We start from the raw sequence: 15,322 nt of genomic DNA on the forward strand, positions 1-15,322 counted from the left end.
CCTGATGCTCTACCTCGCCCGCATGGATGTCACCTTCCCCGAAACAATGGGGCCCGAGGAGATGGCCGACTACCAGGCCCGGGAGAAGGAGTACTCCGGCAGCCTCCAGCGCGATGGCAGAATGCAGGCAATCTGGCGGGTCGTCGGAGAATATGCCAACTACTCGGTCTTCGACGTCGTCGACCACGACGAGCTCCACTCCCTGCTCAGCGGCTTCCCTATGTACCGCTACATGAAGATCAAGGTCACTCCCCTCGCGAAGCACCCGAATTCCATCAGCTGACCCCCGCCGGGGCCGGCACTTCCTTGAGGGCGGGCCGTGAGCCCCGGCGCCGCGCGGCGCCGGGGTCTGCAGCTCCCCGCCACCGCCCCGGGATGGTGGCCCCCCTACCCGAACGTGAACGAGTAGAGCTCGACGCCGGGGCTCGCCTCGACCTGGAGGGTGCCGGAGCGCTGCTGGTCCCCGTCGAGGAGGACGTAGGAGCGCGGGGTTCCGTCCACCTGGACGGTGCGCTCGCCGTCGGGGCCCGTGACCGTGAGCTTCCCCGTGCCGCCCACCACGGCCTGGACCTGACGGGCACGGAAGTTGAGCCGCACCGAAGGCGTGGCGGAAGGCGGCCCGGCAGCGGCAGCCGAGGCCCCGGCGTCGTGAGCGGAGCCCGCGGTGATCCGCTGCGAGTCCAGCGTCCACGCCCCGGAGAGCGCGAACGAGTCCGGGCGTTGCTTGGCGGGGAAGGAGAAGGTGCCGGGGCCGGCCCGGTAGGCGCCGGAGCCCGCGTAGGCGGTCTGCTTGGCCACCCCCAGGAAGGTCTCGGGCGTGGTCCCGGAGGCGACGGCGGTGCCGGCCGACTCGACAGGCTTGGGCAGCGCGATCCCGGGGTGCGCGTCGGAGAGCAGCTGCCGCACGAGGGCCTCGGTGGTCTGGTAGCCGCCCTCGCCCTGCTGGATGTGCCGGACCGTGCCGTTGGCGTCGATGAGGTACTGGGCCGGCCAGAAGCGGTTCCGGTACGCGGTCCAGGTCGCGTAGGAGTTGTCCATCGCCACGGGGTAGTCGATGCCGTGCTCCTTCACCCCGGCCTCGACGTTGCGCTGCTCGCGCTCGAACGCGTACTCGGGAGTGTGGATGCCGATGACCTCGAGCCCGGCGGCCCTGTAGGCGTCGTTGAGCTGGACGATGTGCGGCAGGGAGCGCTGGCAGTTGATGCACGAGTAGGCCCAGAAGTCGATGAGCACCACCTTGCCGCGCAGGCTCTTCAGGTCCAGGGGCGGCGAGCCGATCCAGGCGGTCTCGCCCCGCAGGGCGGGGGCCGGGCCGCAGTCCTGCAGGGACGTGGCGCCCTGGGTGCAGTTGGACAGGGCGCGGTTCTCGTCGGTGACGAGGCCGCCGAGGTCCAGGGGCGTCCCCGCCGAGGGGCGCAGCTGGTCCTGGAGGGACGCGGTGTAGTCGGGGATGAGGCGCTGGAGGGTGGCGGGGAGGTCGAGGGCGAGGCCGGCGGCGAGGGCGATCATGAGCACCCCGGCGGTGAGCCGGATGCCGCGCTGGCGCCGCCGGAAGGCCTTGAGCCGCTCCGCGAGGCCGCGGCCGGCGAGGGCGAAGAAGAGCAGCGGCACCGAGACCCCCACCGCGAACGCGAGGGTGAGCGCCACCGTCTCCGGCCCGATGCGCCCGGTGGCCCCCGAGACGGTGATGGCCGCGAGCACCGGCCCCGCGCACGGGACGAACACCGCCCCGAGCGCGAGCCCCAGCCCGAAACCGCCGCGGCGGGCGTCGACGCGGCGCTGCGGGATCCACGAGAACGGCTTCTCGAGCCACTCCTCGAGGCGCGGGACCATGAGCCCGAGCCCCACCGCCGCGAGCACCCCGATGCCGGCCCAGCGCAGCACGTCCTGCGGCAGCCCGAGCGCCGAGAGCGCGAGCGAGCCCAGCAGCGTGACGAGGCTGAAGCTCAGCACGAGCCCGCCGATCACCTGGAACGGCCGCCAGCGGGACGCCCGCCGCACCCCTCCTCCGAGGTCGCCCCCTGCGGCGCCGAGGTCACCCCGTGGGGCGCCGAGGTCGCCCCGTGCGCCTGCCGGGACCGCGACGGACGACGGCGACACCCGCCGCGCGCTGTCGAGGCCGCCGGAGAAGAAGATCACTGGCAGGACCGGGAGGATGCAGGGCGAGATGCCCGTGATGAGACCGCCGAGGAAGCCAATGAGTATGTTCTCGCCCATGCCTCCTGTTCGGGGCGGGGGCCGGGGGCGGATTGGGGGCCAGAGCCGGAGCCCTACGCGCTGACCCCTTGGTCGGCGCTGCCCTTACCCCAGCGGGGCCTCGGCGAGGACAACGCAGTCCAGGGCCGGCCGGGCGGCGCCGGGCACCGGGCGGGGCCGGGTCTCGGCGGAGGCGACCACGAGCCCGGCGTCGCGCAGCCAGTGCGCGACCTGCTCGGGGCTCTGGAGCACAGCCGGATCCTGAGGGCCTCCGGTGCCGAGTTCGGGGTTGGTGGCGTCGTGGCTGACGAGCAGGAGCCGCCCGCCGGGGCGGAGGCCCGAGGCAGCAGAGGACAGGGCGGCCCTGAGGTCCTCGGCTGGCAGCTGGAGGTACGCCACGATGACCAGGTCGAGGCTTCCGGGTACCGGGGCGTAGCGCGTGGCGTCCTCGGCATGCCAGCGGATGCGCTCGGTCAGGCCGAGCGCATCCGCCGAACGTCGACCGCGGTCCAGCCCCACCGGTGAGAAGTCCACGGCGTCCACGTGCCAGCCTCGGTTGGCCAGCCACAGGGCGTGCCGCCCCTCACCGGCCCCGAGATCGAGGGCATGGCCGGGTGGCAGACCGTTCAGCTCCTGGGCCACCCACGAATTGGGCTGGGCTCCCCAGACGGGAGTGTCGCCGCCGTAGCGCTTGTCCCACTCGGCCGGTCCTGCGGCCGCTCTGCGCCTGCTCTCCTCCATGCCTGCCCTCCCTCCTCGTCGCCCCTTGGGGGCGGCTCGATGGCCATGATACCCGCACGGGTATGTCAGGCCTTCCCGGGGAGGATGAGGTTCCAGTACATGAACGGAAGGGCGTAGCGCTTGAGCAGCCACATGTCCCAGCGCTCGTGAGTCGTGTCGATCAGCGGGATGCTCGGCGTCGGCTCCAAGCTGTAGTCGAACTCTGCGAGCAGCATCCTGTTGCGGGCCGTGGTGAGCGGGCACGATCCGTAGCCGCTGTACTGGGCCTCGGCAGCCCTGCCTTCCATCACGGCCAGGAGGTTGCGCACCAGCACGGGGGCCTGCTTGCGGATCGCGGCTCCCGTCTTGGAGTTCGGCGTGGAGCCGGCGTCGCCCAAGGCGAACACCTCGGGGTAGCGGGTGTGCTGCAGGGTGTGCTTGTCCACCTCGACGTACCCGGCCGGATTGTTGGGGTCGGCGAGCTCTGTTGCCTTGAGCCAGTCGGGGGCCGACTGCGGAGGGACGGTGTGCAGCATGTCGTAGTGCAGCGTTTCCTGGGTGCCGGCGGCGTGGTCGGTGATCACGACCTCTTGGGCGTCGGGGTGCACGGCGGTCATCTCGCTGTTCGTGCGGACCTCGATGCCGTACTTCTCCACGACCCGCTCGAGCTCGTCGGCGAAGACCTTGACGCCGAACATCCCCGGCGTCGGCAGCACCATGACGATGCGGATGTCGTCCAGCACCCCCTGCTCGCGCCAGTAGTCGGCGGCGAGGTAGGCGATCTTCTGCGGCGCGCCGGCGCACTTGATCGGCCCGGAGGGCATGGTGAACACGGCTGTGCCCGAGCGCATCCCCCGGATGAGGTCCCAGGTCTTGGGGGCGAGGTCGTAGCGGAAATTGCTGGAGGCGGCAGGCGACTCGATCGCCTCCGCCATGCCGGGGACCTTGTTCCAGTCCAGCTGGATGCCGGGCGAGACGACGAGGTAGTCGTAGCCGATGCGCGTCCCGCCGCTTGTCGTGACGACTCTCCCCTCCGGGTCGATGTGGTTCGCCGCGTCCCGGATCCAGGCCACACCCTTCGGCATCACCGAGGCCTGGTCCCGCACCGATTCCTCCTGGGGGGCGAGCCCTCCGCCGACCAGGGTCCATAGGGGCTGGTAGTAGTGCCTGTCGCTCGGCTCGAGCACGCCGATGTCGGTCTGGCCGGCACGGCGGAGCCTTGCCGCCACGCTCAGCCCAGCGTTGCCGCCGCCGATGATCAGAATCTTGTGGTGGATGCCCATCGCCGTGCTGCCTTTCCTGAGGGTCCCTGGGACACTCTCCCTTCCGAGGCCCTCCAGATCGGAGGACTGGGAGAGACCCATGTCACCCACGATACCCCTAGGGGTATCGACGGGCAAGGGTCAGCACCGCCGAGCGGTGGCTGCGGTGGAAGGCCTCCTCGCCGAGCCAGGCCTCCGCCCGCCCTGGGGCGGCCGGCGGGGCGGAGGCCGCTGCCCGCGCCACGATCGCGCCGATCGGCTCGTCGAAGCCCACGGTGATCCCGTCCTCCTCGTCCCCGAGGGGCTCGAGCGCCGCGTACTGGCTCTCCACGAGCGAGGCCGGCATGTAGTGCCCTTCCCGGGCCTCGACGCGGGCGCGGACCACCTCGGCGGCCCCGGCCAGGTGCAGGAACCTCACGGGGCCCGCGTGCTCGCGCAGGGAGTCCCGGTAGGCCCGGCGCAGGGCGGAGCAGCTCATCACCGCTCCGCCCCTGCGCTCGGCCAGCCACGCCCCGACCGCGGCCAGCCACGGTGAGCGGTCGGCGTCGTCCAAGGCGATCCCGGACTGCATCTTCGCCACGTTCGCCGCGGGGTGCAGATCGTCCGCGTCGCCGAACGGGACGCCGAGGTGTGCCGCCAGGGCCTGGCCTGCCGTGGTCTTGCCGGCGCCCGAGACGCCCATCACGACCCACAGGCCCGGTTCGGGGGAGAGCTCCATGTCAGGCCTTGAGCTCGGCGGCCTCGGGCGCCCCTTCCCGGTCCACGTAGCCGTAGAGCTCGGGCAGGATGAACTTGGCGGAGAGGAGGCCGATCAGCGAGAGGACGGACACCGCGACCGTGGCTCCGACCTTGCCCCAGGAGGCGGTCATGATCGGGAAGACGAACGCGCCGAAGAACGAGGCCGCCTTCACGAACACGTAGCCGAACCCCGAGGCGGTGGCCCGGAAGCGCGCCGGCGCGACCATGGACACGACCGTCATGCCGTTCGACGCGGCCCAGTAGTGGCCCCACATGAGCACGCACGCGCCCAGGACGATCAGCCACTGGATGTTCGCCCCCAGCGCGGCGGCACCGATCAGGAGGCCGACGAAGGCGAGGCCGAAGCCCCACATCGAGACGCCGCGGTGGCCGATCTTGGTGATCATGATCGGGGCCACGAGCCCCGAGATCGTGGCCAGGACGTAGATGCCGGCCGTGACGAAGTTCGTCCCCGTGATGTTGGCCGCGGCGCCCCCGCCCACCACGCCCACGCCGGCGCTGACGAGGATGACGGGAAGGTAGAAGCCGAACGCCGTGAACTCCGCGCCCTGGCAGGCGTTCGAGATCCAGCCGAAGATCGTGGCCCGGCGCCGGGTCCTGTCGGCCCACGTGACCCGCAGGAAGTCCCCGACCTTGGGTCGCTCGATCTCGACGTCCTCGTTCGGGAGCATGTCCAGCGGCTCGTCGAAGAGGCGCAGCGAGACTTCCTTGGCCTTGGTGAACTTGCCCCGCTGGATGAGCGAGAGCGGGGTCTCGGGCAGGTCGAGCCGGGCCAGCAGCAGGATGAACGCGGGGATTGCGCCGATCGCGAGGGCCACGCGCCACAGCACCGCGTGGTCCATGCCGGTCATGTACATGACGGTGATGACCACGATCGAGAAGACCTCGCCGAGGCCGAACATGAACTGCCACCGGCTGCCCATGACCTCGCGGGAGCCCTTCGACATCGACTCCATGATGTAGGCGTAGCCGTTGGAGATGTCGGACCCGAGCGGGATGCCGATGAGGATGCGCAGGATGATCAGGTCCCACACGTTCTGCGAGAACCCCTGCGCGATCGCGAGCACGATGAACAGCACCATCGTGAGCACGAACACCCGCTTGCGCCCCAGCCTGTCTGCGACGTAGCCGCCTAGCAGGGCGCCCACGAGCGCGCCGCCCTGCACGCCGGCGGTGACGAGGCCGAGCTGCGCGACCGTGGGGTGGTACTCCGCGCTGATGAAGACGAGCACGAAGGAGATCGCGTAGAGGTCCCACGCCTCGATGAGGATCGTGGCGATCATCATCCAGCCGCCGCGGCGGCTGGAGGAGGTGCCGTTCTTGTTGAGCAGGACGTCGGTTGCCTGGTCGGACAACCGCCTGATTGTCGTTTGGTCCATCATGGTCTCCCTCGCTGGGAGTCCCGGTGCGCGGCACTGGCCAGCGCGGCCGCATGAGCTGACGCCATAGTCACTCCCGATGGTTCTTACATCTGTTCTTTGCCATTGAGGCAAGGTTTAGATCATATCTAAAGAGGTGATCTGTGCAACAGCTATGATGTGGGAGTCCCCAACGGAGGGAACGCGACGTGGAAGGAGCGCCATGGCACAGGCAGGTTCGCCGCGTCGGGCGGGACCCTCCGAGCCGGGCGGGCTCCACACCAAGCTCGTGGAGAGCCTCGGATCGGCGATCGCCGAGGGGGCCCTCGCCGAGGGCAGCGTGATCCAGATCGAGGAGCTCGAGGAACGCTACGCCGTCTCCCGCTCGGTGGTCCGCGAGGCGCTCCGCGTCCTGGCCGCCATGGGCCTCGTAGCCATACGCCGGCGGCTGGGCATCCAGATCCTCCCCGCCAGCGAGTGGAACGTCTTCGCCCCCCGGGTGATCCAGTGGCGCCTGGCCTCTGCGGGCCGCTTCGCCCAGCTCCGGTCGCTCACGGAGCTGCGCGGCGCCGTCGAGCCCGAGGCCGCCCGCCTGGCCGCGACCCGCGCGAGCGAGGGCGAGACCGCGCAGCTCCTCGAGCTCGCGGGGGAGCTGTGGGCCGCGGGCCAGAGCGAGGATGCCGAGCGCTTCCTGCGGGTGGACACCGAGTTCCACCGCTTCATCCTCGCCGCCTCGGGCAACGAGATGTTCGCGGCGCTGCACCCCAGCGTTGCCGAGGTCCTGGCCGGGCGCACCCACTTCGGCCTCATGCCCTCCCGCCCCCATCCGGACGCGCTCCAGCTCCACATGGCCGTGGCCGCCGCGGTCCAGCGCTCCGACCCCGACGCCGCCTACGCCGCCATGCGCGCCATCATGACACGCACCATGGCCGAGCTCAGCGAGCTCCACGCGCCGGACGGCGGCGCAGCTCCCGGCGGCGCGCCGTCCCACCGCGACGCGCCGGCGTGAGGACCGTCGACGTCGCGCTCACGGGCTACGGCCGGATAGGCCGCGAGGTCGCAGGCCTGCTCCAGGCCCGCGCCGCGGCCTACCGTGCGCGCCACGGCGTCCACGTGCGGATCACCGGGGTCTGCGGTTCGGCTGCGGGCCTCGTCGATGCCGCGGGCCTCGCACCCGAACGGCTCGCCGACCGCGGCGGCTTCGTGGCCGGCCTCACCGGCGAGGCCTTCCTGGACGCCGTCCGCCCCGACGTGCTGATCGAGGCCGGGCCCAGCGACTACGGCACCGGCGGGCCGGCCCTGGGCTACCTCCGCTGGGCCCTCGGGCGCGGCCTGGACGCCATCGCGGTGTCCAAGGGCGCGCTCGTCGTCGACCTCCGCGGGCTCCTGCGCCTGGCCGCCGAGCACGGCGGAAGCCTGCGCTTCAGCGGCGCGGCCGCCTCGGCCCTGCCCACCGTGGACCTCCTCGCGCACAGCCTCGCCGGCGCCACGCTCCAGGGCTTCGAAGCGGTCCTGACCGGCACCACCACTTTTGTCCTCGACCAGATGGCCACCGCCGGCCTCGGGCTGGCGGAGGCGGTGGTCCTCGCCCAGGCCCGGGGCATCGCCGAGCCGGACCCCAGCTTCGACGTCGACGGCTGGGACACGGCCGCCAAGCTGGTCATCATCGCCAACGCGGTCCTCGACGCGGGCCTGCGCCTCGAGGACCTCCCGCGGGAGGGGATCGCGGCCGTGACTCCCGATGACATCGCCCGGTGGACGTCCGAGGGCCTGGCGCCGCGGCTCGTCGGCTTCGCCGAGCACGACGGCGGCGGGCTCCGGGCCGGCGTCGGGCTCCGCCTCTACGGGGGGAGCCACCCGTTCGCCCAGCTGCGCGGGAGCATGAAGGGCCTCCGCGCGGTGACCGAGGAGATGGGCACCCTGACGGTGACCGGCGGCGCCTCGGACCCCCGCGCCACCGCAGCCGCCGCGCTCAAGGACCTCGAGCACCTCCTGGCCGCGCGCCATGTGCCCCAGCAGTAACATCCGGGCCGCTGGAAGGGACAGGACCTTTTCCCCTCCAGCGGCCCGAGCAATGCTTCCACTCTTGTAGCAGAGCCGCAGCAACTGAGGCGAGGGGACAACTCAGACCGGTAGGGCGCACTGTGAGGAGGCCCGACATGGTCACGTTATCGACGCTTTTCCGTGCCGCAAAACTGTTCCTGGTACCGCGCGGAAGCTACTCCGGGACCCGCAGGACTCCCGTGCCGGGGCCGGAGGGCGGGCTCCTGACCGAGCCGCCCCGGCGCAGACCGTTCACGGAGGAGGCCGAGATCTCCGGCCTGAGCGTGGACGGCCCGGTCGCCGAGATCACCGTCGCGGGCAGCCCGGGCGGTGCTGACAGGGTCGCGGCCGTCCTGCTGGCCCTCGCCGAGGCCGGAACGGGCGTGGACATGTTCTCCGAGAGCGGCCCGATGCCCGGGGACGGCATGCGGGACATCATGTTCACCTCTCCCGTGCGCGACCGGCCCCGGGCCATGGAGGCCCTGCGCCGCCGGAGGACGTCCATCGGGTTCAGCGGGCTGCGCTACCGGGACGACGCCGCCAAGCTCTCGCTGAAGGGGAACGGGCTGCGGTCCGCCTCGACCATCGTGCCCGACTTCGTCGCCATCCTCTCGGCCGCCGGCATCCCGACCGGCCCGATCTCGGTCTCGGACTTCTGCCTGGCGGTCGTGATACCGGCCGCCAGGGTCACCGAGGCGATCGACGCACTCGACGCGGGGCTCCACCTCGGCCGCCGGACGGCCTGAACGCACCGTCCCCCCACGATCACAGTCCGCCTTTCCGCCGCCATGAGAGAAACGAGGCGCTGTCCATGACTGTCACCCCAGATTCGGACACCTTCCGCGGGCCTCGGGTCGCCGGGCCGCTGCCCGGGCCGGTCTCGGCGCGGATGCTGGCGCGCCAGGACGACGTCGAGTCGGCCGCGCGCACCTACCCCCGCCACCTCCCGATCGCCCTCGAGGAGGCCTCCGGGTCCTTTGTCCGGGACGTCGACGGGAACGTCTTCATCGACTTCCTCGCCGGTGCGGGCGTGCTCTCGCTCGGCCACAACCACCCGGAGCTCGCGGACGCCGTGACGGACCAGCTGGCACGCCTGACGCACGGGCTGGACTTCCCCACACCGCTCAAGGAGGAGTTCACGCAGGCTGCCCTGTCCACGCTCCCCGAATCCCTGCGCGACTCCATGAGGGTGCACTTCTGCGGCCCGACGGGCGCCAACGCGGTCGAGGCCGCCATCAAGCTGTGCAAGACGGCCACCGGGCGCGGGGACATCGTCTCGTTCCAGGGCGGCTTCCACGGCAGCACCGCCGGCGCCATGGCCGTGACCGGCCTCCTCGAGCAGAAGGAACCAGTCAGCAACCAGATGCCGGGCGTCCACTTCTTCCCCTACAGCTACTGCAGCCGCTGCCCGCTCGGACTGACGCCCGAGACCTGCGACACGAACTGCGCCGTCTACCTCGACCGCTCGCTCCACGACAGCAATGGGGGAGTGCCCCGACCCGCGGCCGTGATCCTCGAGCTGGTCCAGGGCGAGGGGGGCGTGGTCCCGGCCACCCCCGAGTTCGCGCGCCGCGTGGGACGCGTGGCCCATGAGCTCGGGGTGCCCCTCATCGTCGACGAGGTGCAGGCAGGCTACGGCCGCACCGGGACCTGGTTCGCGTTCGAGCAGTACGACCTCGAGCCGGACGTCATCGTGGCCTCGAAGGCCCTGAGCGGGATCGGGCTGCCCGTGGCCATCATCTTCTACAGGAAGTCCCTCGACGTGTGGGCGCCCGGCGCGCACACGGGGACCTTCCGCGGAAACCAGCTGGCCTTCGCCGCCGGAACCGCCGCGGTGCGGATCATGCGCCGGGACAACATCCTCGGCAACGTCCGCGCCCGCGGAGAGCAGATCGCCGCGCTGCTGGAACCGCTCACGGCCAGCCCCTGGGTCCGCGACGTCCGCGGGCGCGGGCTGATGTGGGGCATCGAGATGGCGGACCCCGTCTCCGGGGAGCCCGCCGGCGACCTCGCCCGCCGCATCCAGCTCACCGCCCTCCAGCACGGGCTGATCCTCGAATGCGGCGGCCGGCAGGACTGCGTGGTCCGCCTCCTGCCGCCGCTGAACGTCACGCAGGAGGTCGTCGCCACCGCCTGCGCGATCCTCCGCGACGCGGTCAACGAGGAAGTCGCGGCCCAGCCGGGCGCGTAGGAGGCCACCATGCCCAAGCACCTCGCGATCCGGGAGGCACCAGGCCGCGCCGGCTCAGGAGACAGCCGCCCGAGCGGGAACGTCCTCCTCGCCGCCTCGGGCGACGACGGGATCCGGTGGCGCCCGGGCGAGCGGCTCGAGACCCTCTTCGAGGAGGCCTGCGACCGCCTCCGGGACGCGGGGCACGGCGACAGGCTGGCGGTCGACGCCGGAGGGCCCACCCTCACCTACGACGAGCTCGACGCCTGGACCAACCGGCTCGCCCGCCGCCTCCGCGCCCGCGGCGTGCGGGCGGGGGACAGGCTGGCGCTGCTGTTCGACCAGCCCGTGTTCACCTATGCGGCGATGCTGGCCGTGCTCAAGGCGCACGCCGCGTACGTGCCGCTGGACGTCGCGTTCCCGCCGGAGCGGATCTCCTACATCATGGACGACGCCGGCGTGACCACCCTGCTCTCGCAGTCCCACCTTCGCGACGTGGTGCCGGAGGGGACGGCCCGGGCCGTGTACCTCGACGAGGAGGAGGCGACGATCGGCTCCGAGTCGCCGCGGCGCCTCAGCGGCGACGAGCGCGGCCCGGAGCAGGACCAGCTGGCGTACATCATCTACACCTCCGGCTCGACGGGCAGGCCCAAGGGGGTCGCGGTCGAGCACGCCAGCATCTGCAACTTTGTCCGCGTGGCCGCGGGCGTCTACGGGATCCGGGCGGACGACCGGGTCTACCAGGGCATGACCACGGCCTTCGACTTCTCCGTCGAGGAGATCTGGGTGCCCTGGATGAGCGGCGCCACGCTCGTGCCCAAGGACGGCAGCACTAGCCTCGTGGGGATCGAGCTGGCCGAGTTCCTGCAGCGCCGCACGGTCACGGCCCTGTGCTGCGTGCCCACCCTCCTGTCCACCATCGAGGACGACGTCCCGGGCCTGCGGTTCCTGCTCGTGTCCGGAGAGGCGTGCCCGCCGGACCTCGTGGAGCGCTGGCACCGGCCCGAGCGCAGGTTCCTCAACGTCTACGGGCCCACCGAGGCCACTGTCACCGCCACCTGGTCCGTGGTGGATCCGCACCGCGCGCCGACTCTGGGGACGCCTCTTCCGACCTATGCGGCCGTGATCCTCGACGTCGAGAGCAACAGCACCGTGGGAGCCGGCGAGCTAGGTGAGATCGGGCTTGCGGGGATCGGCCTCGCCCGCGGCTACGTCAACCGCCCGGACCTGACCCAGAAGGCCTTCATTCCGGACTTCCTGGACCTCCCCGACAATCCGAGCCACCGGATCTACCGCACCGGTGATCTGGGTCGCATCAACGCCGACGGCGAGATCGAGTACCACGGCCGGATCGACTCCCAGGTCAAGGTCCACGGCTACCGGATCGAGCTCGCCGAGGTCGAATCCGTCATCCTCCAGGTCCCCGGAGTCGCCCAGGCCGTTGTCGTCACCCACGAGCCGAGCCCCGGGGTCGTCGAGCTGGCGGCGTACTACAGCAGGCGGCGCGACGGCGCCAGTGTGGAACGCGTCGTCGTGCGCGACCACCTCCGGCGGACCCTGCCCGCGTACATGCGGCCGGCCTTCCTGCAGGAGCTGGACGCCTTCCCGCTGCTGCCCAGCGACAAGGTGGACCGCCGGCGGCTGCCCCCGCCCGGCCGGCGGGACGATGCCGCCGCGCATGTGCCCGCGCCGCCGGCCACGGACCGGGAGGCGAAGCTCGCCCGCGGGCTCGCCGAGGCCCTCGGGGAGCCGACGGTCTCAGTCGAGGCCGACTTCTTCGCCGACCTCGGCGCGAGCTCGATCACCATGGCGCGCTTCTGCGCGATCGTCCGGAAGGATCCCGGGCTCGTGCCGGTGTCGATGAAGGACATCTACCTCCACCCGACGATCCGGTCGCTCGCGGCCGCCACGCCGTCCGTCCCAGCCTCCGCCGCGGCCCCGGCAGCCGCTGCAGCGGTTGCCCCCGGGACGCCGACGACGCCGGAGCGCGCCACGACGTTCCAGTACGTGCTCTGCGGGACCCTCCAGGCGCTGACCTATGTCCTCGGGGCCTTCTTGGCCGGCTTCGCGATGGCCACGGGCTTCCAGTACATGGGTGCCGCTGCTGACCCTCTGGACGAGTGGCTGCGCGCAACGCTGTTCGGGTCGGTGGTCTACGCCAGCCTGTGCCTGCTGCCTGTGGCGGTGAAATGGCTGGTCATCGGCCGGTGGCGGGCCACCGAGTTCCCCGTCTGGTCGATGCGCTACTTCCGGTTCTGGCTGGTCCGCGCGGTCATCCGCACCAGCCCGATGCGGCTGCTCGCGGGCTCGCCCCTGTACGTTCTGTACCTTCGGGCGCTCGGAGCCCGGATTGGCCGCGGCGCTACCGTCTTCACCACCGAGGTCCCGGTGTGCACTGACCTCCTGGGGGTCGGGGCCGGGACGGTGGTCCGCAAGGACGCGAGCCTCAGCTGCTACCGCGCACTCGATGGGATGATCCAGACGGGCGCGGTCACGGTCGGGGAGGGCGCGGTGATCGGCGAGGCGACCGTCCTGGACGTCGGCGCCCGCGTCGGGGACCACGCCCAGCTCGGCCACGCCTCTGCGCTCTACGCCGGGCAGGCCATCCCCGACCACCAGTCGTGGCATGGGTCCCCGGCCCAGCCGTGTGCGGTTGACTACAGCGGTGCGCCGCCCGCCTCCTGCGGCACGCCCCGGAGATTCTTCTACGGCGTCTGGAACCTCCTGGCCACCCTGCTACTGGTGATCCCGTTCGGGGCGAGCGCCTTCGCGGGGCTGGTCCCCCTGGTCGTCGCCGCCGCCGGAGTCGACACCGGGGATGCGGCGTACTACCTGCGCCTCGCCGGCATCGCGGCTACCGTCCTCGGCGCACTCATCGTTGTCCTCCTCCTGGGCCTCACGGTGATTCCGCGGGCACTCAACCTGCTGCTCAGGCCGGGAAAGGTGTACCCGCTGTACGGGTTCCACTATGGGCTCCACCGCACCATCGCGCGCCTCACCAATCTGAAATTCCTGATCCAGCTGACCGGCGACAGCTCGCTCATTCCGCACTACCTGCGGCTCATCGGCTACAGGATGCCCGAGCTGGTGCAGACCGGCTCGAATTTCGGAATGGAGGTCAAGCACGAGAGCCCCTTTGCCTGCACCGTGGGGAGCGGCACCATGGTCGCGGACGGGCTGTCTATCATGAGCGCGCAGTTCTCCAGCAGCTCCTTCCAGATCACTCCGGTGTCCATCGGCAGGCGGAACTTCCTGGGGAACGGCATCCTGTACCCGCCGGATGCCAGGACGGGGAATAACTGCCTCGTCGCCACCAAGGCCATGGTCCCGCTCGACGGGCTCGTCCGGGAGGACGTCGGCCTCCTCGGCTCGCCGAGCTTCGAGATCCCGCGGAGCGTCCAGACTGACGCGGTGTTCGATGAGCTCAAGAGCGGCCCGGCCTTCAGGGCCGCGCTGAGGGCGAAGAACCGGCACAATGGCGTGACCATCCTGCTCTTCCTGCTGGCGCGGGAAGGCTTCACCTTCGCGACCCTGCTGATCGGCACCTTCGCCCTGACCATCGACCCCGGCCAGGCGGTCCTCACGGCGACCGGGGCCGTCCTGGCCCTGTTCCTCTTCACCACGTGCTATTACACCGTCATGGAATGCGCCGCGCGCGGCTTCCATCGACTGGTGCCGAAGTTCTGCTCGATCTACCAGCGCCCGTTCTGGCGGCACGAACGCTTCTGGAAGCTCAGCAACGATCCCTACGCGGCGCTGCTGAACGGCACTCCGTTCAAGGGCTTCCTCTGGAGGATGCGCGGCCTGAACGTGGGCCGCCGCCTGTTCGACGACGGCGCCGGCATCCCTGAGAAGACCACCGTGACCATCGGCGACGACTGCATGCTCAACGCGAGGTGCGTCATCCAGTGCCATTCGATGGAAGACGGGGCCTTCAAGCTCGCGGAGACGGTGATTGGCGCCGGCTGCACGCTCGGTGTCAAGGCGTTCGTGCACTACGGCGTGAGCCTCGGCGATGGGACGGTCGTCGAGCCGGATTCCTTCGTCATGAAGGGCGAGGACGTGCCGCCCGCCGCGAGGTTCGGCGGCAATCCGGCCCAGCTGCTCCCTGCCCAGCTGCTCTCGGGGCTGCAGACCCCCTCGGCGGAGAAGCTGCGGCCCTGATGCTCCGGGCCATCCTGCCACCGGCGGTCCGGGCCCAAGAACGCTTCGGCGACCGGGCCGGCGTCGTGCTCTTCGCCGAGGAGGTCGCGGCGGTGGCCGGCTGCACGGCGGTGCGGAGGGCCGACTTCGCGGCCGTGCGCGCGTGTGCCCGCGAGGCCCTCGCTGAGCTCGGCATGGCCCCGGCGCCCCTCGTCCCGGGAGCCGACGGCGCTCCGGTGTGGCCGGCCGGGATCGTCGGGAGCATGACCCACTGCCCGCGCTACGGGGCCGCGGCGGTGGCCCCGGCCCGGGCGGTTGCGAGCCTCGGCATCGACGCCGAACCGAACGCGCCGCTGCCCGCCGGGGTCCTGGACCTCGTTGCGTGCGCGGGGGAGCGGGCGGCCACGGCCCCGGGTGCCTGGAGGGGCGTGGCGGCAGACAGGCTCCTGTTCAGCGCGAAGGAGGCCGTGTACAAGGCGTGGTATCCCCTGACAGGGAGGTGGCTGGGATTCGAGGAGGTCCTCGTCGAGTTCCGTCCGGGCGGCCGGTTCCGCGCCCGGCTCCTCGTGGCGGGGCCCATCGTCGCAGGAGTCGAGCTGACGGGCTTCGCCGGGCGGTGGACGGCCGCGCACGGGCTGGTCGCCACGTCCGTGGTCGTCCCGGCCTAGCGC

Annotated in this window: 12 protein-coding genes; 7 read left to right on the top strand and 5 right to left on the bottom strand. The window is 71.5% G+C overall.

The features are described from left to right. Window positions 1–4: 4 nt before the first annotated feature. Complete coding sequence (gene catC, locus ACYVKZ_RS14360; RefSeq protein WP_460992918.1) at window positions 5–283, top strand: muconolactone Delta-isomerase; 279 nt, start codon at window positions 5–7, stop codon at window positions 281–283. A gap of 104 nt (window positions 284–387) precedes the next feature. On the opposite strand, the gene ACYVKZ_RS14365 is transcribed toward catC, so the two are convergent. The 5 genes from ACYVKZ_RS14365 to ACYVKZ_RS14385 all read right to left on the bottom strand — a co-directional run bounded on the left by ACYVKZ_RS14365 (window position 388) and on the right by ACYVKZ_RS14385 (window position 6,292). Next, entirely contained in the window at window positions 388–2,217 is a 1,830-nt protein-coding gene (locus tag ACYVKZ_RS14365; protein ID WP_460992919.1) for a redoxin domain-containing protein, read from the bottom strand. An 84-nt stretch (window positions 2,218–2,301) separates the two neighbouring features. Further along, window positions 2,302–2,937, bottom strand: a complete 636-nt coding sequence (locus ACYVKZ_RS14370) for a class I SAM-dependent methyltransferase (protein WP_460992920.1) — start codon at window positions 2,935–2,937, stop codon at window positions 2,302–2,304. Between the two features lie 65 nt (window positions 2,938–3,002). Continuing rightward, window positions 3,003–4,199: an NAD(P)/FAD-dependent oxidoreductase gene (locus tag ACYVKZ_RS14375; protein ID WP_460993183.1), complete on the bottom strand. Its 1,197-nt coding sequence runs from the start codon at window positions 4,197–4,199 to the stop codon at window positions 3,003–3,005. Between the two features lie 97 nt (window positions 4,200–4,296). Further along, complete coding sequence (locus ACYVKZ_RS14380) at window positions 4,297–4,896, bottom strand: gluconokinase (protein ID WP_460992921.1); 600 nt, start codon at window positions 4,894–4,896, stop codon at window positions 4,297–4,299. Window position 4,897: 1 nt separating this feature from the next. Further along, the gene (locus ACYVKZ_RS14385; RefSeq protein WP_460992922.1) at window positions 4,898–6,292 is read right to left on the bottom strand and encodes an MFS transporter; all 1,395 of its coding nucleotides are present in this window, start codon (window positions 6,290–6,292) and stop codon (window positions 4,898–4,900) included. 226 nt (window positions 6,293–6,518) lie between these two features. On the opposite strand from ACYVKZ_RS14385, the gene ACYVKZ_RS14390 reads away from it, so the two are divergent. The 6 genes from ACYVKZ_RS14390 (at window position 6,519) to ACYVKZ_RS14415 (ending at window position 15,319) form a co-directional block, all read left to right on the top strand. Next, window positions 6,519–7,304 (top strand): FadR/GntR family transcriptional regulator, encoded by a 786-nt coding sequence (locus ACYVKZ_RS14390; protein ID WP_460992923.1) that lies wholly within the window; start codon window positions 6,519–6,521, stop codon window positions 7,302–7,304. Further along, on the top strand, window positions 7,301–8,317 hold the full coding sequence (locus ACYVKZ_RS14395; RefSeq protein WP_460992924.1) for a homoserine dehydrogenase: 1,017 nt from the start codon (window positions 7,301–7,303) through the stop codon (window positions 8,315–8,317). The genes ACYVKZ_RS14390 and ACYVKZ_RS14395 overlap by 4 nt, the downstream gene beginning before the upstream one ends. 221 nt (window positions 8,318–8,538) lie before the next feature. Next, a complete protein-coding gene (locus ACYVKZ_RS14400) occupies window positions 8,539–9,084 on the top strand; it encodes an aspartate kinase family protein (protein ID WP_460992925.1) in 546 nt (181 codons plus the stop codon). Between the two features lie 65 nt (window positions 9,085–9,149). Beyond that, window positions 9,150–10,529 (top strand): aspartate aminotransferase family protein, encoded by a 1,380-nt coding sequence (locus tag ACYVKZ_RS14405; protein ID WP_460992926.1) that lies wholly within the window; start codon window positions 9,150–9,152, stop codon window positions 10,527–10,529. Window positions 10,530–10,538: 9 nt separating this feature from the next. Continuing rightward, window positions 10,539–14,672 carry a Pls/PosA family non-ribosomal peptide synthetase gene (locus tag ACYVKZ_RS14410; protein ID WP_460992927.1) on the top strand — a complete coding sequence of 1,378 codons (4,134 nt, stop codon included), beginning with the start codon at window positions 10,539–10,541 and terminating at the stop codon, window positions 14,670–14,672. After that, complete coding sequence (locus tag ACYVKZ_RS14415) at window positions 14,672–15,319, top strand: 4'-phosphopantetheinyl transferase family protein (protein WP_460992928.1); 648 nt, start codon at window positions 14,672–14,674, stop codon at window positions 15,317–15,319. The genes ACYVKZ_RS14410 and ACYVKZ_RS14415 overlap by 1 nt, the downstream gene beginning before the upstream one ends. Window positions 15,320–15,322 lie beyond the last annotated feature (3 nt).

This window comes from Sinomonas soli, assembly GCF_054782415.1.

What these genes read in the sequence shown, in the direction of transcription:
- ACYVKZ_RS14410 (WP_460992927.1), top strand. Translation starts at nt 10,539, where the DNA reads ATGCCCAAGCACCTCGCGATCCGGGAGGCACCAGGCCGCGCCGGCTCA.
- ACYVKZ_RS14380 (WP_460992921.1), bottom strand. Translation starts at nt 4,896, where the DNA reads ATGGAGCTCTCCCCCGAACCGGGCCTGTGGGTCGTGATGGGCGTCTCG.
- ACYVKZ_RS14415 (WP_460992928.1), top strand. Translation starts at nt 14,672, where the DNA reads ATGCTCCGGGCCATCCTGCCACCGGCGGTCCGGGCCCAAGAACGCTTC.
- ACYVKZ_RS14405 (WP_460992926.1), top strand. Translation starts at nt 9,150, where the DNA reads ATGACTGTCACCCCAGATTCGGACACCTTCCGCGGGCCTCGGGTCGCC.
- ACYVKZ_RS14365 (WP_460992919.1), bottom strand. Translation starts at nt 2,217, where the DNA reads ATGGGCGAGAACATACTCATTGGCTTCCTCGGCGGTCTCATCACGGGC.
- ACYVKZ_RS14390 (WP_460992923.1), top strand. Translation starts at nt 6,519, where the DNA reads ATGGCACAGGCAGGTTCGCCGCGTCGGGCGGGACCCTCCGAGCCGGGC.
- ACYVKZ_RS14370 (WP_460992920.1), bottom strand. Translation starts at nt 2,937, where the DNA reads ATGGAGGAGAGCAGGCGCAGAGCGGCCGCAGGACCGGCCGAGTGGGAC.
- catC (WP_460992918.1), top strand. Translation starts at nt 5, where the DNA reads ATGCTCTACCTCGCCCGCATGGATGTCACCTTCCCCGAAACAATGGGG.
- ACYVKZ_RS14375 (WP_460993183.1), bottom strand. Translation starts at nt 4,199, where the DNA reads ATGGGCATCCACCACAAGATTCTGATCATCGGCGGCGGCAACGCTGGG.